The 21,893-nt window shown below is 48.9% G+C and carries 17 protein-coding genes; 2 read left to right on the plus strand and 15 right to left on the minus strand.

Annotated features, from left to right (window positions below; translation table 11 throughout):
- Positions 1-4 precede the first annotated feature (4 nt).
- A complete protein-coding gene (locus tag O59_RS02135; RefSeq protein WP_007639041.1) occupies positions 5-1,852 on the minus strand; it encodes a serine hydrolase in 1,848 nt (615 codons plus the stop codon).
- 180 nt (positions 1,853-2,032) lie between these two features.
- Between O59_RS02135 and O59_RS02140 the strand changes: the two genes are divergently transcribed.
- Positions 2,033-3,367, plus strand: a complete 1,335-nt coding sequence (locus tag O59_RS02140) for a multidrug effflux MFS transporter (protein ID WP_007639042.1) — start codon at positions 2,033-2,035, stop codon at positions 3,365-3,367.
- A 16-nt stretch (positions 3,368-3,383) separates the two neighbouring features.
- On the opposite strand, the gene chrA is transcribed toward O59_RS02140, so the two are convergent.
- Both chrA and O59_RS02150 read right to left on the minus strand, forming a co-directional pair.
- Positions 3,384-4,730, minus strand: coding sequence for a chromate efflux transporter (chrA, locus tag O59_RS02145; RefSeq protein WP_007639043.1), 1,347 nt, complete (start codon positions 4,728-4,730; stop codon positions 3,384-3,386).
- 50 nt (positions 4,731-4,780) lie between these two features.
- Positions 4,781-5,554, minus strand: a complete 774-nt coding sequence (locus tag O59_RS02150; protein ID WP_040391047.1) for a sulfite exporter TauE/SafE family protein — start codon at positions 5,552-5,554, stop codon at positions 4,781-4,783.
- Positions 5,555-5,727: 173 nt separating this feature from the next.
- Between O59_RS02150 and O59_RS02155 the strand changes: the two genes are divergently transcribed.
- Positions 5,728-6,270: a hypothetical protein gene (locus O59_RS02155; protein ID WP_007639045.1), complete on the plus strand. Its 543-nt coding sequence runs from the start codon at positions 5,728-5,730 to the stop codon at positions 6,268-6,270.
- 71 nt (positions 6,271-6,341) lie between these two features.
- Here O59_RS02155 and O59_RS02160 read toward each other — a convergent pair whose 3' ends face one another.
- The 12 genes from O59_RS02160 to atpD form a co-directional block, all read right to left on the minus strand.
- Positions 6,342-8,312: a glycoside hydrolase family 11 protein gene (locus O59_RS02160; protein ID WP_007639046.1), complete on the minus strand. Its 1,971-nt coding sequence runs from the start codon at positions 8,310-8,312 to the stop codon at positions 6,342-6,344.
- 402 nt (positions 8,313-8,714) lie between these two features.
- Entirely contained in the window at positions 8,715-10,547 is a 1,833-nt protein-coding gene (glmS, locus tag O59_RS02165) for a glutamine--fructose-6-phosphate transaminase (isomerizing) (protein WP_007639048.1), read from the minus strand.
- A 37-nt stretch (positions 10,548-10,584) separates the two neighbouring features.
- Positions 10,585-11,352, minus strand: a complete 768-nt coding sequence (locus tag O59_RS02170) for a DeoR/GlpR family DNA-binding transcription regulator (RefSeq protein WP_007639049.1) — start codon at positions 11,350-11,352, stop codon at positions 10,585-10,587.
- A gap of 65 nt (positions 11,353-11,417) precedes the next feature.
- Positions 11,418-12,065 (minus strand): hypothetical protein, encoded by a 648-nt coding sequence (locus O59_RS02175; RefSeq protein WP_157152436.1) that lies wholly within the window; start codon positions 12,063-12,065, stop codon positions 11,418-11,420.
- A gap of 197 nt (positions 12,066-12,262) precedes the next feature.
- On the minus strand, positions 12,263-14,311 hold the full coding sequence (locus O59_RS02180) for a glycoside hydrolase family 9 protein (RefSeq protein ID WP_007639051.1): 2,049 nt from the start codon (positions 14,309-14,311) through the stop codon (positions 12,263-12,265).
- Positions 14,312-14,499: 188 nt separating this feature from the next.
- On the minus strand, positions 14,500-15,522 hold the full coding sequence (locus O59_RS02185; protein ID WP_007639052.1) for a DUF4405 domain-containing protein: 1,023 nt from the start codon (positions 15,520-15,522) through the stop codon (positions 14,500-14,502).
- Between the two features lie 88 nt (positions 15,523-15,610).
- A complete protein-coding gene (locus tag O59_RS02190; protein WP_007639053.1) occupies positions 15,611-16,114 on the minus strand; it encodes a hypothetical protein in 504 nt (167 codons plus the stop codon).
- A gap of 129 nt (positions 16,115-16,243) precedes the next feature.
- The gene (locus O59_RS02195; RefSeq protein ID WP_007639054.1) at positions 16,244-16,927 is read right to left on the minus strand and encodes a response regulator; all 684 of its coding nucleotides are present in this window, start codon (positions 16,925-16,927) and stop codon (positions 16,244-16,246) included.
- A gap of 30 nt (positions 16,928-16,957) precedes the next feature.
- A complete protein-coding gene (locus tag O59_RS02200; protein ID WP_040391050.1) occupies positions 16,958-18,373 on the minus strand; it encodes an ATP-binding protein in 1,416 nt (471 codons plus the stop codon).
- 78 nt (positions 18,374-18,451) lie between these two features.
- On the minus strand, positions 18,452-19,810 hold the full coding sequence (gene glmU / locus O59_RS02205) for a bifunctional UDP-N-acetylglucosamine diphosphorylase/glucosamine-1-phosphate N-acetyltransferase GlmU (protein ID WP_007639056.1): 1,359 nt from the start codon (positions 19,808-19,810) through the stop codon (positions 18,452-18,454).
- A 105-nt stretch (positions 19,811-19,915) separates the two neighbouring features.
- A complete protein-coding gene (locus O59_RS02210; RefSeq protein ID WP_007639058.1) occupies positions 19,916-20,341 on the minus strand; it encodes a F0F1 ATP synthase subunit epsilon in 426 nt (141 codons plus the stop codon).
- 78 nt (positions 20,342-20,419) lie between these two features.
- Positions 20,420-21,799, minus strand: a complete 1,380-nt coding sequence (gene atpD / locus O59_RS02215) for a F0F1 ATP synthase subunit beta (RefSeq protein WP_007639060.1) — start codon at positions 21,797-21,799, stop codon at positions 20,420-20,422.
- Between the last annotated feature and the right edge of the window lie 94 nt (positions 21,800-21,893).

Here is a 21,893-nt window from a genome sequence, read left to right on the forward strand (position 1 = left end):
CAAATCAGACCCAGGTTCTTATACCGATAAGACCGTAAACGGCGAGTTGGCCCAGCATATACAAATGCAAACCGGTATGCAGGCAGGCGTAACCATAAATCCACCGGCTGTGTACCTGACCGTAAGATCGCCATAGCACCAGCAGCGATACCAGCGCCGCGAGTGCATAGAGAATACTGCCGAGCGTTATCGTCAGCGAAACAACTGACATACGCCCCAGAGTTTCCATGGAGCCACCCACGGACGGTACTAAAATCACCGCGAACAAAATGACACTGGTCATTAACGGCCAGCCGCGCACCCTTACACTGGCATCCATTGGCAAATGTTTAATCCGGCGGCGCAATGCCCACACCGGAAAACACAGCAGACTTAGCGCGCTCACCAGCAGGAGCAAACTATTTATTGCCAATACACCGTAAGCGCGCAGCGCTGAAATCGGTTTAAATAAATCACTGCTGACTTGCACCACTTGCCCTGCCAATGGGTCTTGCACAATCGCGATACTGGGCAAACCAGTCCAGACATCAATTAACACCTTGTCGTCACTGGTACGAGCGTAGTCACTACTTTTCCAGCCACCCAACAAAGGCTCTCGCTTAAACGTATATTCGCTCGTGGTAAATTTCATCACGCCCTGAATATCGCTAAACATGCGTGCGAATTCGCTGCGGTAATTGATCGGCAGATAATAACCGGATAAACCAGCAAAAGATTCAGGCAGCGGCACCGGAGAAACATTCGGCGGGCTTCTGTCTTGCAATAAAAATTCGCGCAGCAGTTTTGAAATATCGCTCATCGCTTGGTGATTGCTGGTATTAATCATAAACACATAGCCGGCGTTTAATTCAGGCACATAGGCCAGTTCTGCCAAGGCGCCGGGCATGCCGCCGTTGTGACCGCGAAATGTGAGCTGATAATTTTCGTGACCGCTGGTGTAGTTGTGCAAACCATAACCCGAGGTAATACCCGCCGCCGAACCCAGCGTAGTTTGTGCTACTTCCATGCGTGTAATAGAGGCGGGCGATATTATTTGCTGTTGGGCGAACTCGCCGCGCTTAATCAGCAGCTGTAAAAAATTCGCCATGTCGCTCGCCGAAGAATTTACCGAACCCGCTGGGCGGGTGATGATATTCCAGTAATCTTGCGGTTTGCCATTCACATAGAGGCTGGCGCCGCGCTCTTCATAAATCTTTGAATAATAGAAACTGGTGGAATCCATTTGCAGCGGAGCAAACACCTGCTCCTGAATATATTCTTCAAATTTTTTGCCGGTAACTTTTTCCACAATATAAGCGGCAACGGCGGGCCCGATATTGCAATAGGCCATACGTGTGCCGGGAACCCAGCGCGATGTGCGGGAGGCCGGGCGATAATCCAGCCCCGCTTTTAAACTCATAGCGTCGGATGCAGCGGCGTAGGCGTATTCCGCGAGGCTCATATCATCCCAGCCGGTGGTGTGTTCCAGCAGGTGCACCAGGCGCACCGGGTGCGTCTGCTCCCAGGGATTTTCAAAGGCGATATCCGGCGCAAGATCCTGCAGTTTGTCATCCAAATTCAGTCGACCTTCCTCCACCAATTTGAGCACCGCGATAGCCACAAACATTTTGCTAATGGAGCCTATACGGAACAGGGTGTTTTCATCGGCAGGTGTTTGTTGCTCCAACGACGCCAAGCCCAACCCGGCAACCCATTGCGGACCATCGCGGGTTACCAGTGCGATACCTATGGCAGGCGTCTGGGTATCGACACGAATTTTTTCCACCGCCGCTTGCAGCTCCGCAAGATTTTGCGGTGCAGGCTTATCATCACCTGCGGTTGGTTGCGCCAGCGCCGATTGAAAGCTGCTCATAAAAAGACAGCTGAGATAACAACATAACGCTAAACAACGGATGACCGGGGTGTGTTTCATAAAATCCCTCCTTTTGATTGGTGGAGCTATTTTCGCTTTTGCTCCAAGACCAAAGGGCAAAAGGTGCCGAGCGGGGTAGAGGAAGGATAAGCGGTGCGGTAGCAAGTCAGGAGTAGTAAGATGCCCAAGCTGCGCCAGCAGTCATATTTTTCTTATTTATTTCCATTTTTATCTAAAGCGACTGATTTCCCCATGAATTCCACCGAACCCGTCACTCACTCCCCCAGCCAGCAAGCCACACATCTACCCGCGCCGTCACCTACCGGTGAATTTATTGTGTTGGTCGCGCTGATGATGTCCATGACGGCACTCGCGATTGATGCGGTCTTGCCCGCCTTCGATATGATTCGCGCCGACATTGTTATGGCGCACCCCAATCAGGCGCAGTTGTTAATCAGTCTGTTATTTGCCGGTTTGGCGCTGGGGCAATTGGTAAGCGGGCCATTGTCCGATGCCTTGGGGCGCAAAAAAATTCTCTATGCGGGCTTAGGTTTATTTTTGCTCGGCACAGTGCTGTGCATTTTTGCGCAGGATTTAACCGCATTACTGCTCGGCCGTTTTGTGCAGGGGTTGGGGGTTTCCGGCCCTTACATTTGCGCCATTTCCATTGTGCGCGACAAATTTGCCGGGCGCCAAATGGCAAAAATTATGTCGGTGGTGATGATGATTTTTATCACCGTACCCGCACTGGCGCCGAGCATCGGGCAGGCCATTATGTTGGTCGCCGACTGGCGCGCGATTTTTGTGTTTTACCTGATTTTTGCAGCGGGGGTCATCGCGTTAATTTTTTTCCGTTTGGAAGAAACCCTGCCGCGTGAAAAACGCATTGCGTTCAGTGTTAACGCAATTAGCGATGGTTTTAAAACCGTGATCAGCAATCGCCTCACCGCTGGTTACACTCTGGCGATGGGTTTATTTTTTGGCTGCTTTTTGGGTTACATCAATTCGTCGCAACAAATTCTGCAGGAGCTCTACGGCACCGGAAAACTGTTTACCGTGTATTTTGGCGGTTTGGCATTGGTGCTGGGTTTTGCATCCTTTTTTAATTCGCGTTTTGTCGAGCGCCTGGGCATGCACTTTATTAGCCGCCGCGCGATATATGTGATTATCGCCAGCTCAGTTTTATTTTTATTACTGCAGTTTTTTATAACACCCGCACTGTGGATGTTTGTGATTTACGCCAGCATTTTATTTTTTAGTTTTGGTTTGGTGTTTGGCAATTTAAATGCGATTGCTATGGAACCCATGGGGCATGTGGCCGGCATAGCGGCGGCGGTGATAGGCGCTAGCTCATCGCTTATTTCCATGGGTTTGGGCACTTACATAGGTCAGGCTTACAACCAATCTGTCATGCCCGTAACCCTGGGTTTTATTATTGTGCCGACACTGGGTTTGCTGGCAACACTCTGGGCCGATGGCGGCAGTAAAAGATATTCTGCGAAACACACCGATTAAAAAAATACACCCTGATTTATAACATCAGGGTGTGTACCAGCAGACCAATCAGCGCACAGGCACCGATCACCCTCATCACGCTGATATTAAAACGAAACAATGCCACCGCCGCCAGCAGCGCAATCACGGCCGATAGCCAATCCAGCTCGCCGCTAAAACCCTCTGGCCAGATAATGTGATAGGCGAAAAATAATGCCAGGTTAACAATCACCCCAACCACTGCTGCAGTAATGGCCGTCAGCGGTGCGGTGAATTTTATATTTTGATGGGTGGTTTCAATCAGCGGAGCCCCCGCAAAAATAAAAATAAACGACGGCAAAAACGTAAACCAGGTAACGATAATAGCGGCCGTTGCGCCCGCTACAAATTGCAAATCAGCACCCAAGGCCTGCTGCACATAGGCACCCACAAACGCGACAAAAGCCACCACCATAATTAACGGCCCGGGCGTGGTTTCACCCAGCGCCAAACCATCAATCATTTGAGTGGGCGTGAGCCAGGAATAATGGGTCACCGCACCTTGGTACACATAGGGCAACACCGCATAGGCACCACCAAAGGTGAGCAGCGCCGCTTTGGTAAAAAACCAGGCCATTTGGGTGAACTGGTGCTGCCATCCATAAACTGACCAGAGCAGTGCCATAGGAATTAACCAGAGCGCTGCACCCACAAGCACAATGCCGGTCAAACGCGACCAGCGAAATAATGCATGCGCAGGCGTGGGCGTATGGTCATCAATCAGGGCAGGGCCGTAATTTTTTTGTGCAGTATTGTGACCGACGGATTGAAATAAATTGGGTCGCCAGCGCCCACCTATGTAACCCAAAACTCCGGCGCCGATCACTATGTAAGGGAAGGGAATTTTCAATGCAAAAATCGCAATAAACGCCAGCGCCGCAATCGCCCACAACCAATGATTATTTAATACGCGTTTGCCAATGCGATAAGCCGCCTGAAACACAATCGCGGTTACCGCCGGTTTGATGCCGTAAAAAATCCCCGCCACCCAAGCCACATCGCCATAGGCGATATACACCCAGGACAACACAATCAATAACACCAGCGACGGCAAAATAAATAACAAACCCGCCACTAAACCACCCCAGGTGCGGTGCATTAACCAACCCAAATAAGTCGCTAACTGCTGCGCCTCGGGGCCGGGCAATAACATGCAGTAATTGAGTGCATGTAAAAAACGTTTTTCACTGATCCAGCGCCGCCGCTCTACCAACTCCTGATGCATAATCGCAATTTGCCCGGCCGGGCCACCAAAACTGATAAAGCCCAGTTTCAGCCAAAATAAAAACGCCGACCAAAAACTGACTGGGGCAGGTAAGCTATTTTTCTCATGGGAATCAGTCATGTTGAATAAACACCGAAAACAAATGTTGGACGAATTTTATAACCCGAATCTTACCAATAAACCGACACCAAACCTGCACCACTGACCAACAACAAGGCCGTGCCTATCACGCGATAAAATACAACCGGATCCGCACTGACTAACCGCTGGTGAAACTTCAAGCCAAAATAGTGTCCAATGGCAGTCGCCGGCAATAACCACAAATGCGCCTGCAATTGCAGATCCACCCCGGCAATAAGAAACGCCACCATTTTGATGCTCACCAAAATAAACCAGAGCACAAACAAGGTATCGCGCAATTTTTCCCGCGCCACATGCACCATGTACACCGTCATAATCAATGGTGCACCAATCAAAGACGTACCACTAATATAAGCACCGAGCGATAGAAAAATTCCATCACTCACCGGATGCGAACTTTTAAAGGGTTTATTCAAAATATAAGTGATGGAATAGACCGAGATAATGACAAAAATAATCGCACTCATAATCTGCGCCGGAATGGTTAACAACCCGGCCACCCCAATAAGCTTGGGGATAATCATAATCTTCAGCGATTTTTTCAGATAAACCCAATCCACCGTGGAGGGCTTTTTTTCCTCCGCCAAGGCGCGCTTGCGATTGTTCTGCCACACGGTGAGCGTAGAAAAAATTAACAAGTGCACCGCAATAATCGGCAAATACACCAGCGGCCGGTTATCCACCAACAGCAACAACGGCAAGGACATCATCGCCCCGCCAAAGCCCAAACCGGTGCGCACAAAACCGCTCCACACGAAAATCAGCAGGACTAATGAAAGTTGCAGGAGGGTTAGGTCGTTCATGGGGAGAATCCAATGATATACAGGTGCAACTATAATAAAACAGATCAGGTGAAATTAACTCGTAAAGATATAATGCTGACGCAGTAACCAGACAGAATCTGGTGAGATAATCTTAATTATGATTAGATATTGTTTTAATCTGTAGAAATTGATCTTCATATAAGAGGCTAGGAATGCAAAAAATTATTATCTTAGGATTGGTATTTATTTTTAATGCCTGCAACGCCCAACACCATATTAGTGACCCAGCACCAACAACAGAATGTGGGTTTTCGTATGAGGATTTGAAGGAATGCATTCATCAAAACGCACATGGTCTGGTGAAAATTAAAATAGTTACAGAAGATCTGGGGAGCGATGAAAAGCTAATTAAGGCATTGACAGTAGTGTCGTCGCATGGAAATCAGACACTAGTAGTTAGCCCAGACATTAGCATTCTGGCTGGCGATATTGGGTATGTATTATTTCCAGACATTAATTTTGATAGCAATCCCGATTTGGCGGTTACCACTTCTTTCGGTACACCAAATCTTTATCTGGATTATTGGGTTTTTGATCCAACACAGCAAAAATATATTTTTGTCGGGAATTATCCCAAGTTCGATATAAATTCAAAAACCAAAACTCTCGGCGCCACTATTAAGGATAGCGCAGAGCAGTATCAAACCATGAACTGGAAATGGAATGGCAATAGCCTGAAAAGAATGAATCCTTAACTGCAACACTAAAAAAGGCCAAAAAAGAAATTCTCTTTTGGCCTTTTCCCTTTAAAAACTACTGCTCAATATTAATTACAAACCACTCCCCCACCGCCAGCACCCTGGCTATTACAAGTGCTGGTGGTGATGCAGCTAGTGTTGTTCTCCCAACCCCAACCACTGGCGGTGTTAGTGCACAAAGGGTAGCGCGTGCCCCACCAATTGCACTGGCAGGCGTTGCCAGTGGCGACACTACTACTGCTGGCAACAATGGGTGTGCTGCTACTGCTACGACTGCTGCTCGCTACTGCACCGGCAGGTGCAACGGCGCGACCGGTGGCGGCGTCAATGCGGCCGGGGCATAAACCCTTGGCGCGTAAGTTGGACGCAATTTGCGCGATAGCGGCGTTGGTATTGTTGTAGTTGGCATCGTGCATCAGGATCACCTGACCATTTTGCAATTGGTTGGCGGCATTGGCGATGGCTGTTGCACTGGCGCCGTTCCAATCCTGTGAATCCACATTCCAGGTAATCACCCGCAACCCGAGCGCTTGGGCAGCCTGATTGACGTTGGCATTCACTTCCCCGTAAGGCGGACGGAATAGGGTGGGTTTGGGTGCGCCCGCATTTTGGATGGCCTGATTGGTGCGGTTCAGCTCGTCATAAATTTGCTGATAGCCCAGATTGATCAGGTGTGGATGGGTATAGCTGTGGTTTTGTACCTCACCCACGCTCAGCAGTTGCGACATCAGGTTGCTATTGGCCGCTACATAATTGCCCTGCACAAACCAGGTCACTGGCGTGAGATTATTTTGTTTGAGCATGTTAACCAGAGTAGTGGTGTTGGCGCCGGGGCCGTCATCAAACGTAATGCCGACATAACCGGCGCAACTGGCTGTGCTGCCCGCACTACTGGCGACGCTGCTGTTAGTGCCGCCGCCCGTACTGCCACCGCTGCAGTTGCCGCTGAAACAATCGTAGGTGTAACCAAAACCAATCGCGCCGTTGCAGTGCATCAATTCCGAGTTGCCACCGCCGCCACAGGAACCATTGGTATAAAAGGCGGTGTTGTAACTCATATCTTCCGCCTGCCGGGTTTCGCCGTTGACGCGGATGTAATCCACCACCACATCGCGGCTGCCGCCGTCGTTATCAAACTGCACCTGGATATCACCTGAGGCAGTGCCGGTGTAATTCAGATCCTGGAAGCTGGTGGTGAGATTCCAACTCGCCACAGTGCTGCCGCCAATACGCAAATTAATATGCTCGCCACCGGCAACACCCCGTGCGCGCACCAGCACACCTTCGGTATTGGCACTGACCGAGCTGGAGCTGCCGCTACCGTTAGACGGAACAGAACTGCTGGTAGTACCGCCCGTGCCTTCACTCACGGTAATGTCGGAACTGCCGCGACTTTGATAACCCTCGGTCGCGAGCACCATGTAGTCGTGATTGCCTAAATTCAGGCCTTTACTCGCCCAAAAATTAAAATGGTTAGCAGTAGTGATGGTACCGGAGATTTGGCCAAAGCCTTTTTTCGGGCTGCGCACACTGAAGTATTGATAAAAGGTTTGTGTACCGTCGATAGACGGTTGCTGTACCCGCTGGCAGCGACGCACATTGTAGGTAGCGCCATCACTTTGAAAGCTGCCGTAATCTGTGCCACCCGAACAGCTCGCCGGGTTGTAAGAACCGTAACTTTCAATCACGTAATATTCGATCAGGGGGCTGCGCGTCCAACCGTAAAGTGCCAGGTAAGAATTTTGCGAATTATCCACATTGTAACTACCCGAGTAGTTCACCACTTTGGGGCCACCCGGGTTCCAGCCTTTGCCACCCACCCAGTTATTGGTGCCATTGGACCACTGGGACGTATAACGGCCACCCGCTTGCAAACCCATGGACGCATCGCCGGAATCCTTCCAAAAGGTGTAGTAAAAACCGTTGTGGGTGCCCGTCGCATTATTGGTCAGGGTTTGTGCCTGGGTGTTGTTTACACCCAATAGAGCGCTGCAGAAAAGCGCCGCCAAGGTGCTTTTACCGATGAGAGGAAATTTCATTATTAAACTCCAGAATAATGCCGCTCAACCAATACCACTAAAAAGATCGAGGGCGTTGAGGACCGACCCTGCTCCTTGTGAACAGGCATTTTTTCGGTCGTCATACTGCCTTGTTGTTATTGTTTAGATTGACGAGGTGATTCCGAAGTGCACTTGTATACGACTGCAAGATGTTATTGTCAAATAAACCTTATGTAGATTGTCGATGTAACCCTATTCAGATTTTTTTTGTCGCCGCGCTCATCTTAAAACGAAATTTTTTATTATTTTTTAATGAAATTGAATGCGGATTTTTTTATCAAAAAATATGAAAAAGTTTTTACGTGTAAATAGATGTGGAGGTTTTGTATTGGGTTTATTTATTGTCGGGAAGTAACACAGGGATACTTCCCGACAAAATTTTTATTCTACGGTTACCGACTTCGCCAAATTCCTCGGCTGATCCACATCGGTTCCCTTAATAATCGCCACGTAATAACTTAATAATTGCAGCGGCAATGTATAAAGAATCGGTGCTAGCCAAGGATGGATATGCGGTACGTTGATGACACGCATGGTGGCATCGGATTCAAATTTTGCATCTTCATCCGCAAACACATACAAGATGCCGCCGCGTGCGCGCACTTCTTCCACGTTGGATTTTAATTTTTCCAACAAGTCGTTATTGGGTGCTACCACGATGATTGGCATATGGGCGTCGATCAATGCCAATGGGCCGTGTTTTAATTCGCCAGCCGCGTAGGCTTCGGCATGAATGTAGGAAATTTCTTTTAATTTTAGCGCGCCTTCCATTGCGATGGGATATTGATCGCCACGGCCTAAAAAGAGCGCGTGATGTTTATCGGCAAACTCTTCGGCGAGGGCTTCAATTTTTGGGGCGAGCGCTAATGACTCTTCCAATTTTGCAGGGAGATTTTTTAACGCGCTGACCATTTCTTTTTGTTGTTCGGCAGAGAGGCCGTTGTATTTGCCAATGGCTAATACCAGCATCGCCAAGCCAACCAATTGGGTGGTGAAAGCTTTAGTGGATGCCACACCAATTTCGGCACCGGCACGCGTCATAAACGCTAAATCCGATTCGCGTACCAGTGATGAACCGGCCACGTTGCAAATACTCAAGCTGCCTAAATAACCGAGTTCTTTTGCCAAGCGCAAAGCGGCAAGCGTGTCTGCGGTTTCACCGGACTGGCTGATGGTGACAACCATGCTGTTAGGTTGTACAAAGGATTTACGGTAGCGAAATTCGCTGGCGATTTCGACATTACAAGAAATACCGGAAAAAGTTTCCAACCAATAGCGTGCAACCATCGCCGAGTGATAGCTGGTGCCGCAGGCGACGATTTGAATGTGTTTTACTTTTTTAAATAATTCAGCCGCGCCGTTGCCAAAGGTTTCATCCATTACTGATTCATTACTCAAACGACCTTCGAGTGTATTCATCACGGCGTTAGGCTGTTCGTAAATTTCCTTGAGCATAAAGTGACGGTATTGGCCTTTATCGCCGGCATCGTAACTGGCGGTTGATTCGTGAATTTGACGCTCTACCGCTTGGCCGTCTTTATCAAAAATCTTAATCGTGGTGCGGGTGATTTCCGCTACATCGCCTTCCTCCAAAAAGATAAAGCGGCGAGTCACCGGCAAGAGTGCTAGTTGATCGGACGCGATAAAGTTTTCACCGATGCCTAAACCAATCACTAAGGGGCTTCCGGAGCGGGCAACCACTAAACGCGATGCGTCGTTTTTGTCCATCAAAACCGTGCCATAGGCGCCATGCAATTGTTTTACGGTTTTTTGCACCGCGGCTAATAAACTCTCGGAATTTTTTAATTCTTTTTGCACCAAGTGCGCGATCACTTCGGTATCGGTATCGGACGTAAAAACATAACCTTCTTCTTGCAACAAACTGCGCAGCGAAGCGTGGTTTTCAATAATGCCGTTGTGCACTACGGCGATGTGTTCTTTGGAAACGTGTGGGTGCGCGTTGCGCTCACTCGGTTCGCCGTGTGTGGCCCAACGGGTGTGCGCGATACCAGTACCGCCCGGTGTTGGGCTGCTGTGTACCGCATCGGATAATTCTTTTACTTTTCCCAGACGACGCAGGCGCTGTAATTCGCCACTGCTGTTTACCACGGCCACACCGGCGGAGTCATAACCGCGATACTCAAGGCGACGCAATCCTTCCACCAGAATATCCACTACATCACGTTGCGCTACTGCGCCGACAATTCCACACATAATTAACTCCTTAAGCTTTAGTAGTAGTAAAAATAATTTATGCCGATGCGCAAATCACTTGCACACCCTGTTGTTCAATTTTCTGTTTGTCTTTTGCGTCAATACCATCGTCAGTCACCAATACTTTTATCACCGACCAGGGCAATTCCAGATTGTGGATTTTGCGCCCGATCTTGTCAGACTCGGCCATCACAATTACTTCGCGCGCGACTTCGGCCATCACCCGGCTAAGGCTGTAAAGTTCATTGAAGGTGGTTGTGCCGCGCTCCAGATCCAAACCGTCAGCGCCGATAAAAAATTGGTCGAAGTTGTAAGAGCGCAAAATCTGCTCGGCGAGTTGGCCCTGGAAACCTTCGGATTTTGGATCCCAGGTGCCGCCGGTCATCAAAATGGTGGGTTCGTTTTCCAGTTCGCGCAGGGCATTGGCGATACTGAGGGAGTTGGTCATCACCACCAGCCCCTGCTTGTGGGATAACTCGGGCAGGAGGGCGGAGGTGGTGGAACTACCGCTATCGAGGAGGATGCGGTTGTGGTCGCGGATCAGTTGCGCGGCGGCTTTGGCGATGGATTGCTTACGAACCGAAACTTTTTCGATTGGATCGCTCATCAATTCTTGCGGCACCGGCACTGCGCCACCGTAACGACGTAACAGTAAACCATTGGATTCCAAGGCAGCTAAATCCTTGCGAATGGTGACTTCCGAGGTTGCAAACTGCTCCGCCAAGGCTTCAACACTGACCTCGCCACTGCTGTTGAGCAGATCAATGATCGCCCGACGGCGCTGCTGGGTGTTACGTTTTGTCATTTTTAGCTGACCAATAAGTTTCGATATGAAAGTTATTCTAGCCTTTCGAAACTTATTGGCAAGGTTTATTTAAGGACCAAACTCACTTTACCTGCTACAACGCCAGCTTCGGTATGACAATCGCCGGTTCCGTGTTTCCAATTCAAGCTCGCGCCCACCAGTAAGGAGCGTTTTCCTGCAATTCTTTCACCCTCCGCGGTGGTCATCTCCACATCGCCCACATTGGCACCAATTTTCGCCGACGCCAATTGCGATTCGCTTACGGCAATATGGATTTCACCAGCATTAACATCGGCTGTTAAACAACCGCTGGTGTCGATAATACTGAGTAAACCGACGCTGAGATTGGCCTCAAGTTTTTTATCCATTGGAACGCCAATTTTAATTTTTAGCGTTGAATGGTCGTAGTTATTGATGCCTGTGGGTGACAGGGTAAATGTGGATGTGTTGCCAATTTTTTGCTTCCATTCCAATTTCGCAAGTAATTCATAACACGCTAGGCGCTTTTCATTCGGCCCATCCTTGCAACTTGCCGAAACCTCCGTTGTTATTACGTTGCCCGAGATACCTGTGACCAACACATCGCCCGCTGGTAGGTTTAAGCGAATTAGTCTGGCATGAGTGACATCCTGCTGCATTGTTATATGCCGGGTGCCCTCCGTGGCACTGGCTATCGCGGGACTAAAAGCACTTGCGATAGCGAGACTAGTCATGAAGATCTTAAAACGAAAGTTTTGCATAGGATTTGTCCATGTCCGAAGTTAAGGCGTTCGCAACCTAGACGTAACTTCAACCGTTTTGGATTCAACCTCACAAAAATCCGATTTCAAGCATCGCGTCTGAGCAGACAAAGATCCCCTTGCCAAGATGTACCGGCTCGCCACCCGAGCCGGCTCTTTTCGACTCAGTGTTAATCCACAAACTTGGACAACAAGCGGATATAAGCGACCTGATAGTCGTTATGGTTCTCGGTTATCTGCCATGAATTGAGTGGCCAACTGGTGTTGAAGTCCAGATAGGCTTTCATCGCCGGTTGGCCTTTGGGTGGATTGGGCGCGGCGGCACCACAACCGCTATTCGGGCTATTTGAGGTGCAGTTGCCATCCCAGTCGTAAGAGGGGTTGGGGCCGCCAACCAGAAAACCGGGCGCCGGGCCGTAAGTAGAGGTTCCAACACGATCCCAGAGTGCGCTGCCATCGGTAAACCAGGAGTGGTAAAACTCGTTAACCGAACTGTGCACACTCAGGCTGTACATGTTGGACAGGTAGACCATCGCTTGCGGGTTAACACCGTGGATGTAATTGAGATAACCAAGCGCAGCGTTGCGCACCTCCGCAACGTCTGTCCCACTAATGTTGTAATCGATCAAGTTATGAAAGGTCAGCCCTTTGCGCGAGATAGTGCGATTGCTGCCCCAAGTAAAGTTGCTGGTGCCAATAAAGGCGCGATAGGGATCATCCGCATTACGTACAGCTGGCCAGTTATGGTTGGCATTGAGTGCCGTTTGATACTGGCTTTTTATGGTGGTGGCGATATTACTGGTTGCATCGGGCAAACTGGCGTAATAAAGCCAGGCGGTTAACTCGGGTTCACTCCACACATCCACCCAACTGGTTGCATTCGTCGCATTGGCATCTACATGGTCGCGGTAGGTTGATGAACCTGTCGCAGCAAATAGGTAAATTGCCGCCGTGCGTTTTTTCGTCGCACGACCTGCATCATCAACTTCTTGTTGACCCGCGCCCAAACCCGCCGATGCACCCTCGTTATTGCGGAAAACAACATTCGGGTTGGCAACCGACCAAGTCCAGGCATTTTCGGCGCGGGTTTTCAGGTCAGCTGCGTAAGTAGTCAAATCAGCGTTGCCCAGAGTTGCCAGAATCTTACTGCCCAATGCAAACGCACCGGCGCTGGTGAGGGTGGCAGAAGTACTCGCCGGGCCGTAGTAACTGGGGCCAGTGGCGGCAGAGGGCGGACTGGCATGCGCAAGGCCGAGAATCGACAATACAGAGCCATCGTTATTCTGCATTTTCTTGAGCCAATCGAAGCCCCATACAATCTCGTCGATAATATCGGGGATGCCGTTACCGGACTCAGGGATGTTGTAATCGTCGCCCCAGACTGTGGGATTTTCCGCATAGGCATGGAGCAGAGCGACCAGATAATAGGCGTGCCAATTGGTATATTTGTTGTAATCGCCCGCGTCGTACCAACCGCCGGATAAGTCTTTTTCAGTCGCGGCGTTATTTTTGTCGCTAAACAGGCGCGCGTTTTTATCCTGACCGGTACCTATATGGCTGGCGCCATCTACCCAAGCGGCTTCGGCAAAAGGTTCTTGTTTGGCAAAACCGGCGCGCTGGTAAAAGAAGCTGCGCATGGCGTGTTTGAGCACCGGCTGGTATATATCGGCCGCGATTTTAAAACCGGGTGAGCGTACGTTTCTTTCAACATCAACCACTGCGTAATTACCGGGTGTGGTTACGCTGGAAAAATCAAACCACCAGGCTTTATCGCCTGCCGCCTCAAAAGTAGCACCGGATTTCCACGAAACGGCGGCACCACTCAATACCACCGCGTTCGTATCCAGATTCAGCAATTGATAAGTTGCGCCAGGGGTAAAGCTGAGGGCGGCATCGTAGCCAGTTTGTGGGTCGCGAATAACCGCGATTTTTTTCGCATCGGGCAGATAACCGAATTGATCGACCACGATAAAGGCGCTAATCGCCGGTGCACCGCTGGCAACCGAACTGGCGGCGCTCGATGTAACTGAACTGGCGATTGGGGTTGATGAGGCAGGGAGGGAAGAAACCGCAACAGACGAGGGTGCAACACTGCTGGCAGGTGCGACCGAGGAGGCAGGCGTGGATGCCGGGGTTGATCCACCGCCTCCGCCGCCACCACCACAGGCAGTCATTAATCCACTTAATAAAAAGGTAAGTAATACTTTGGGAGTTTTCATATATCGCTCGTGTTTATTATTGATTTGGTGCGATATTAATCTCTTAACCGGTTACACTCATCAATTTGTTGGCGTCTTGGTAAATCTTTACGTTTCTCTAATTGATCTAATCCACAGCGTTTTGACTCATAAAAAACGAGGCACTTGGCCTCGTTTTTTGTCGTCGTCCACACACTATTTGATTGTTCTTATTCCACATTCGCCACGATAAATTCCAGAATCTGTTTGGCGGTGGTGACATTATCCAATTCGGTATAGAGCGAACCATCCCTACCGGAATGATGGCCGTGGCCAACCAGATTAAATAAATGCTGCCCCGGTTGTTGCGAATCGATAATCGCTTCATAAATCAGGGAAGGTTGTCCCGAAGAGCCTGTACCCGAATAAATCGCATCGTCCGGAAAACGGGTTTTGCTGTAGTAGTCATTAAAATCATAGGTGCGATTAACCTCAACCATCAATTTGTAGCGCCCCATACGCGGTGCCGACAAAGTGACTTGATAATCCACCTTCGGTGTTGCAGCGGCGATGCCGTCCAAATCCGAATTGTGTTGGTCAGGGGTGTAAAGTCCATCAACCGATTGAATGCCGCGTTTATGGCTCCAGTAGGGCAAGGCCTCCGGGCGGCGCACCACATCAATCGCCGGATCTTTTGAACGATAACTGGAATCGGAAGTTTTGCCAGTGATGTACAGCGTATCGATATATTTGCCTTCCAGCGTTTCCATCCACACCACAATTTGCGGCGTGCTGGTGTAAGTCAAACTTAAAAACAACTCTTGCGGTGCAGAGTGATACTCAATGCCGGCTTTAAAAAACACATGCAACTTTGGCGAATTGGCATCCGCACTTAAATCGATGAGTGTGTATTCGCGTTTATCCTGCTCAGCAGATTTTTTCAGGTTGTAACCAAAGGTCGCAACCGATGAGACCGGCGGCAAATTAAAAGTCAGCCCCATCACCAACGGGATTATGCCTGCAATCGCCAAACCCATTGACCATTTACCTGGCCGCTTTTGCATATGGTTTTTGTAGGTTTTTGCATTGTGTTTAATGTGCAACACAATGCAAACCAGAAATAGCACCGCGCCCCAGATATGCAGTGAGCCGACAAAATAATTGTAAGGTGTTGCGTACAAAAGTACGCCAGTAATCAGCAATACGGCAAAGGCGACCGATAGGGTAATGGTAGAAATAGTGCGCAAATTCATTTTTTTCTCACGAGTATTATTGTTGAAGCTCTGGATCCCGTCATAGTCGTCATTGCTATGACGGTTTTTCCTTGAGCGCTTTATTGGATCACGCGTTTAATGTTTGTTGCTGCAATTGCTGGCGCAGTTGCAGCAATTCATTATCAAAGGTCTTGCGGATTTCCTGCCGCAAGGTTTCAGGCAGGGGTGATGTGGGAGCTTGCTGGTGTGATTGTGGTTGGCTATATGAAAACGACATAAAGCCGAATTTTTTAGTTTTGGCCCATTCAGCAAATGACTGTTTGAATTGCGCCAATTCTTCCGGCGTTAAGAGCGCGGCTAATTCCGCTTCTTTTTGCGCAAGAAATTCCGGAATTTTGTCGCTTTGGTTGGTGAAGTACAGCTTGGGTATTTCGCGGTATGAGTCGAGGATAGCCGACATCTTTTCGGCACGTTCAGTATCCAGATTTAATTCCGCTACAAAACGCTGATGGCCAGATGTCCAACCGCTATTGCTATTCCAGTTGGCCGCGCCGCTCCAGTCTTTTGCGAAAACAAACGTTGCACAGGCGATACTGCCAACAATCAAACCGGCGATAATTAACTTTTTCATGACATTGTTCCTCTGTGGTTGTGGTCTACAGGTGCCAATCTAGACCTCAAATGAGGAAGCAAAATGCGTGAATTGTGAATGAATTGTGTCTTTTGCGGGGGGGGGGGAACAGTGCGCTGGTTTGCCCGGCTAAGGTGCTTCGTATTTGTATCCAGCGCCATAAACTGAGCGGATCAACTCAACCTGATCGTTGGCATCGTTGAGTTTTTTGCGCAATTTTTTGATATGTCCATCTACCGTGCGATCACCCACTACGCGGTAGTCCTGATAGATATTGTCGAGGATATATTGGCGGGAAAAGATTCTGCCGGGTTGGGAATAGAGCAGGGAAAATAATTGAAATTCCACGTTTGTCAATTCAACAACTTGATTGAAAACTCGCAGGCTCATGCTCTGCTCATCAATAACAACTGGCGCTGTTGCAGCAGATTCTTGTGGCGTGTGAAAGCTGCGGCGCAATACCGCTTTAACACGCGCTACTACTTCACGTGCACTAAATGGTTTGCACACATAATCGTCCGCACCCAATTCAAGCCCTAATAACCGGTCAATTTCTTCAACTTTGGCGGTCATCATAATAATGGGCACCGCCGAGTGTTGGCGCTGATGCTTACAAATTTCCAAACCATCCATACCGGGCAACATCAAATCCAACAAAATTAATGCCGGTTCGTTTTGCTGCAACCAGCGATGCGCTTCATCGCCGCGATTAAATACAATCGTCTGGAAGTTGCTGGCGTTGAGGTATTCCGCCATTAACTTTGCCAAATCGATTTCATCTTCAACCAAACAAATCAGTGGTGATGGTTGCATCTTTATGTCCTTAATAAACGCGATGGATATTTATTGTTGTGCTTTGGGTAACTCGATGCAAATTTGCAATCCACCCAAAACCGAGGTGCCCGCTGTTATTTTGCCTTGGTGTGCATTGACGATATTTCTACAAATCGCCAATCCCAAGCCCGCGCCGCCCGTTGCGCGACTGCGTGAATTTTCCAACCGGAAAAGTCGCTCAAAAATTTTGTCATATTGCTCAGGTGCCACGCCGGGCGCACTGTCATCAATAGTGATGAAAACTTTCGTATCGCTGGTGCTGATGTCCACTTGGATCTCACCGCCCGCATCGGTGTAGCGTATGGAGTTTTCCAACAAGTTGCTGAATAACTGTTGCAGTCGGTCGCTATCAGCGACTATTGAGTAGTCCTGAGTTACATCGATATTGTCTTTTAACGTTAAATCCACCGCTTGCGCTTTCACTTGAAAATGTTTAACGCAGGTTTTGACCAAAGGTGCGAAAGAAATAGTTTTTTTGTTGTAGCTAAGTGCGCCCACGCCAGACAACGACAGTTCAAATAAATCATCGATCAAATTGCTCAAGCCCAAAACCTTGTCATACAGCAACGCCAGATTTTCATGATTGGCAGGTCTAATACCATCTTGCATGGCTTCAATTTGTACTTTCAATACGGAGAGCGGTGTGCGCATTTCATGGGAAATATCGGCAACCCAAAGTGCACGCGATTGTTGGTTTGCCGCCAGCGCTTCACTGAGCTGATTAAAACTATTGCAGAGTTGGCCGATTTCATCCTGGCTAGCAACCGGAATTGTTTGCGAATAATCGCCAGACGCCAATGCATGGGCTTTTTGAGCGAGGGTAGTCAACGGCTGGCTGATTCGTCGCGCCAGTAAGGTTGCAACAATCGTCGCAATCACCAACACAAATAAACTGATAATGCTGAAGATTTTAAACTGGTGCTGGATAAAATTTTGGTCTTGCTGCCTACTCACAACAGTGGGTTTTACAAAGCCGATAAAACCAACCAGCTGGTTTGCATTGGTCACTGGAATCCAATCCAATGTTTGGTTGGGTTTGTTAACACCCAGCAATAATTTTTTATCCGCGTCATGCAAACTGATACTGCTGACAAACTCACGGTAATAGGCGCGTGGCGCATTTTCCCCAGCGCGTTGCGCTGGCGGCAGGCCATCAAACAGGGAATCGCTTTCTGCAAAAATAATTTCTTTTAAATTGAGCCAGCGCGATGGATTGGCCTCAAATGCATCAAAGGAACCTTCTTCGCGATAAACATTTGAAAGTGCACTGCGCAATATTTCTAACCGTTGCACAGATTGCTTTGAGGTGTAATCCAAAAATCCTTGGCGCAAACTGTTATGCAGCAACAGATAAAGCGCCAATACACATAGCGCTATGGTGCCGACAAATGCCAGCCAAAGTTTGGTACTTACTCTCATGTGCATGCGGCTCTCCATAAAAACACGAGATAGATTCCATAAAAAACGAGGCACTTGGCCTCGTTTCATTTTTCATCTTTTGATTTATTTTTTTGTTGGACGTTCCCAACCCTGAATATTGCGCTGCTTGCTGCGTGCAATTGCCAGTTCTGCAGCTTCAACATCTTTGGTGATAATTGACCCTGCACCTACGGTAGCATCTGCGCCAATTTTTACCGGTGCGACCAATGCCGAATTGGAACCGATAAACGCGTTGTCGCCAATTTCGGTTTTAAATTTATTCACGCCGTCGTAATTACAGGTGATAGTTCCAGCACCCACATTCACCTTACTGCCGACCTTGGCATCGCCAATATAACTCAGGTGATTCACTTTACTGCCCTTGGCGATCACGGCTTTTTTAGTCTCGACAAAGTTGCCAATTTTAACTTCATCGGCCAGATCAGTGCCCGGGCGCAAACGCGCGTAAGGGCCGATATCGCAGTTGGCTGCCATCACCGCTTCTTCAATATGGCTGAAGGCTTTGATATGGGTTCCAGCACCAATTTTGCTATTGATAATCACGCAGTTGGGCTCAATGACTACACCATCACCCAAGACAACATCGCCTTCAAATACACAATTCACATCGATAACCACATCGCGGCCTGCGGTTAGGTTGCCGCGAATATCAATGCGCGATGGATCGAGTAAGGTGACACCCGCCACCATTAATTCATTCGCTTTTTGTTGTTGATAAAAACGTTCAAGCGCCGCTTGTTGCTGACGATTGTTAATACCCTCAACTTCTTCAACGGCGTTGGGTTGCTCAACATGGATCGCAACACCATCGGCTTTGGCCATCGCAATAATGTCAGTCAGATAAAACTCGCCCTGGGCATTATTGTTTTTTAATTGCGGTAACCATTTTTGTAAATGCACTGCTTTGACGGCCATGATGCCGGTATTGATCTCGGCGATTTTTTTCTGCGCGTCGCTCGCATCTTTGTGCTCGACAATCGCAATCACTGCGCCGGAATTATCGCGCACAATTCGACCGTAGCCGGTTGGATCTTGCATATTCACGGTGAGCAAACCCATTTGGGTTTCGTCCACACCGGCGATTAATTTTTGCAGGGTTTCCGCGCGTGTCAGCGGCACATCGCCGTAGAGGATTAATACGGTTGCATCATTTCTAAGGTGGGGCAGTGCTTGTTGTACCGCGTGGCCAGTGCCGAGTTGCTGGGCTTGCAGGACAAATTTCACATCGGGCGCTGCCATTTTTTCTTCGACTTTTTCCGCACCGTGGCCAACGATAATCAGAATTTGCTCGCCGCCCACCTGACGCGCGGTATCAACCACATGTTGCACCAAGGCTTTGCCGCCAATCGGGTGCAACACTTTGGGTAAATTGGAGCGCATGCGGGTACCTTTACCGGCAGCGAGAACGAGAATATCGAGCATGGTGGAGTCCTTTAGCGTGAATAACCAATCGAGTCTGTAGGGAGGGAAAGATTCTAATAAAAAAGGCGACTCGAAAGTCGCCTTTTTGTAAAACTCATCAACTGCTTACTTGCCTGCTTTTCTTTTGATCGCTTGCAAGGTGCGCAATTGAGCAGCAGCTTCTGCCAATTGGGCGGCAGCACGTTGGAAGTCAATCTCTTTGGATTGTTCCGACAGCTGATGTTGTGCCAATTGTTGTGCTTCCAGAGCGGCAGCTTCATCCATATCATCGGCGCGCAAAGCAGTGTCTGCCAGCACAGTTACATGATAGGGCTGAACCTCCAAATAGCCGCCGGATACAAAAAACACTTCTTCGGCGCCGCCTTGTTTAATAAGACGCACTGGGCCAGGATTGATACCGGTCAACAAGGGCGCGTGGCCATAGGCAATACCTATGTCACCCAGAGTACCGGTGGCAATTACCATCTCCACAATACCGGAGAAAATTTCACGCTCAGCACTGACGATATCGCATTGAATAGTCATGGCCATACTAGTGTCTCTTCACTTGAATAAACTGCACTTAAACAGAACAGCACACAAACCCCGCGCCGGGCGCGGGGTGAGGGATTACTTGAGTTTGCCTGCTTTTTCTACAGCTTCGTCAATAGAACCAACCATGTAGAAAGCTTGTTCTGGCAAGTGGTCGTAATCACCTGCCAACAAACCTTTGAAACCACGAATGGTTTCTTTCAGTGGAACGTATTTGCCTGGTGAACCGGTAAATACTTCTGCTACGTGGAAAGGTTGTGACAGGAAGCGCTCGATTTTACGTGCACGGGATACGGTTTGTTTGTCTTCTTCTGACAATTCATCCATACCCAGAATCGCAATAATATCTTTCAGCTCTTTGTAACGTTGCAATACGGTTTGTACACCGCGCGCCACGTTGTAGTGATCCTGACCAATGATCATTGGGTCCAACTGACGTGAAGTGGAATCCAATGGGTCGATCGCCGGGTAAATACCTTTTGCAGCAATATCACGGCTCAGTACTACCGTTGAATCCAAGTGCGCAAAGGTGGTTGCTGGCGACGGGTCGGTCAAGTCATCCGCAGGTACGTATACTGCTTGTACAGAGGTGATCGAGCCAATTTTGGTAGAGGTAATACGCTCTTGCAGAACGCCCATCTCTTCCGCCAATGTTGGCTGGTAACCTACCGCTGACGGCATACGGCCGAGCAGTGCAGATACTTCGGTACCGGCCAGGGTGTAGCGGTAGATATTGTCGACGAACAACAGAACGTCTTTACCTTCATCGCGGAATTTTTCCGCCATGGTCAAACCAGTCAAGGCTACGCGCAAACGGTTGCCGGGCGGCTCGTTCATCTGGCCGTATACCATGGCTACTTTGTCGACTACGTTAGAGTCTTTCATCTCGTGGTAGAAGTCGTTCCCTTCACGGGTACGCTCACCTACACCGGCAAACACCGACAAACCGCTGTGTTCTTTAGCGATGTTGTTGATGAGTTCCATCATGTTTACGGTTTTACCTACACCGGCACCACCGAACAGACCGACCTTACCGCCTTTGGCGAAAGGGCACACCAAGTCGATTACTTTGATACCAGTTTCGAGCAACTCTTCAGAAGCAGCCAGTTCTTCGTACTTGGGCGCAGCGCGGTGAATTTGCATACGCTCTTGTTCGCCGATAGGGCCGCACTCGTCGATAGGATTACCCAGAACATCCATAATACGACCGAGGGTTTCTTTACCTACGGGTACTTTGATCGGTTCGTTGGTATTGGTAACAACCAAACCGCGACGCAAACCTTCGGAGGAACCAAGAGCAATAGTGCGCACGACGCCGTCGCCTAATTGCTGTTGCACTTCGAGGGTCAGGTTGCCATCGGTGATAACCAGTGCATCATAAACTTTAGGCACTGCATCGCGTGGGAATTCCACATCGATAACGGCGCCGATAATCTGAACGATACGTCCGCTACTCATTTCCGGTTCCTCTTTGTTCCAGAAATTCCAGATCCCTTTTGATAAAACTCAAGGGGCTGAAGGTTTAAATACAAAAAATCGTTAGCCTGTCTGG

It is taken from the genome of Cellvibrio sp. BR, from assembly GCF_000263355.1.
Taxonomy (GTDB): Bacteria; Pseudomonadota; Gammaproteobacteria; order Pseudomonadales; family Cellvibrionaceae; genus Cellvibrio.

What these genes read in the sequence shown, in the direction of transcription:
- O59_RS02135 (WP_007639041.1), bottom strand. Translation starts at nt 1,852, where the DNA reads ATGAGCAGCTTTCAATCGGCGCTGGCGCAACCAACCGCAGGTGATGAT.
- O59_RS02140 (WP_007639042.1), top strand. Translation starts at nt 2,033, where the DNA reads ATGCCCAAGCTGCGCCAGCAGTCATATTTTTCTTATTTATTTCCATTT.
- chrA (WP_007639043.1), bottom strand. Translation starts at nt 4,730, where the DNA reads ATGACTGATTCCCATGAGAAAAATAGCTTACCTGCCCCAGTCAGTTTT.
- O59_RS02150 (WP_040391047.1), bottom strand. Translation starts at nt 5,554, where the DNA reads ATGAACGACCTAACCCTCCTGCAACTTTCATTAGTCCTGCTGATTTTC.
- O59_RS02155 (WP_007639045.1), top strand. Translation starts at nt 5,728, where the DNA reads ATGCAAAAAATTATTATCTTAGGATTGGTATTTATTTTTAATGCCTGC.
- O59_RS02160 (WP_007639046.1), bottom strand. Translation starts at nt 8,312, where the DNA reads ATGAAATTTCCTCTCATCGGTAAAAGCACCTTGGCGGCGCTTTTCTGC.
- glmS (WP_007639048.1), bottom strand. Translation starts at nt 10,547, where the DNA reads ATGTGTGGAATTGTCGGCGCAGTAGCGCAACGTGATGTAGTGGATATT.
- O59_RS02170 (WP_007639049.1), bottom strand. Translation starts at nt 11,352, where the DNA reads ATGACAAAACGTAACACCCAGCAGCGCCGTCGGGCGATCATTGATCTG.
- O59_RS02175 (WP_157152436.1), bottom strand. Translation starts at nt 12,065, where the DNA reads ATGACTAGTCTCGCTATCGCAAGTGCTTTTAGTCCCGCGATAGCCAGT.
- O59_RS02180 (WP_007639051.1), bottom strand. Translation starts at nt 14,311, where the DNA reads ATGAAAACTCCCAAAGTATTACTTACCTTTTTATTAAGTGGATTAATG.
- O59_RS02185 (WP_007639052.1), bottom strand. Translation starts at nt 15,522, where the DNA reads ATGAATTTGCGCACTATTTCTACCATTACCCTATCGGTCGCCTTTGCC.
- O59_RS02190 (WP_007639053.1), bottom strand. Translation starts at nt 16,114, where the DNA reads ATGAAAAAGTTAATTATCGCCGGTTTGATTGTTGGCAGTATCGCCTGT.
- O59_RS02195 (WP_007639054.1), bottom strand. Translation starts at nt 16,927, where the DNA reads ATGCAACCATCACCACTGATTTGTTTGGTTGAAGATGAAATCGATTTG.
- O59_RS02200 (WP_040391050.1), bottom strand. Translation starts at nt 18,373, where the DNA reads ATGCACATGAGAGTAAGTACCAAACTTTGGCTGGCATTTGTCGGCACC.
- glmU (WP_007639056.1), bottom strand. Translation starts at nt 19,810, where the DNA reads ATGCTCGATATTCTCGTTCTCGCTGCCGGTAAAGGTACCCGCATGCGC.
- O59_RS02210 (WP_007639058.1), bottom strand. Translation starts at nt 20,341, where the DNA reads ATGGCCATGACTATTCAATGCGATATCGTCAGTGCTGAGCGTGAAATT.
- atpD (WP_007639060.1), bottom strand. Translation starts at nt 21,799, where the DNA reads ATGAGTAGCGGACGTATCGTTCAGATTATCGGCGCCGTTATCGATGTG.